Genomic DNA, 614 nt, shown 5'->3' on the forward strand with positions numbered 1-614 from the left:
ACTTGCTCAATTAAAGCATCAGGAAGAGGACTCTCATCCACCAACACATCCATCTTTGCAATGGGATTATCACTGTTCTCAGAAACAGAAACACTCAAGGAATTATCAGAACTGGAAAAACGAAAATCCATGGTTTCAACATCACGCACAGAAACGCCGAGTTTTTCAGCGATTGTGCGAAAAATATCCTGTTTCGATAAAGCACTATCATCCTGCACCAGTTTTGCTCTCAAACGCCGAAGATTAAAGAAAAGTGCTTTTTGCGAAGAACTGGTTCCCCCTCGAACAATTGACCAGTTTCGCAAAATATAATCTTGAATAGAAGCGCGTATCCACCACGTTGCATATGTTGAAAAACGCACTTCCCGATCAGGTTCAAAACGTGCAGCTGCTTCCAATAGTCCCACATACCCTTCTTGTACCAAATCCCCCAATGGCATTTTGAAACGTTTAAAGCGATTAGCAATAGCAATCACTAAACGCATATGAGCCGCTGCAATTTGATGCATGGCATCATCATCACGTTTGTCTTTCCACCGCAGAGCCAAATCATGCTCTTTTTGTCGTTCAAGATAAGGTGCTTGCATAGCAGAACGCATCATATTACGTCCTAA

At 42.2% G+C, this 614-nt stretch carries 1 protein-coding gene; it reads right to left on the bottom strand.

What is annotated here, in order from left to right; genetic code table 11:
* On the bottom strand, positions 1–614 hold a 614-nt coding region (locus ACFIO3_RS15060), incomplete at both ends, for an RNA polymerase factor sigma-32 (RefSeq protein ID WP_375704780.1).

The sequence above is a fragment of the Bartonella sp. AD328YNZD genome, from assembly GCF_042196425.1.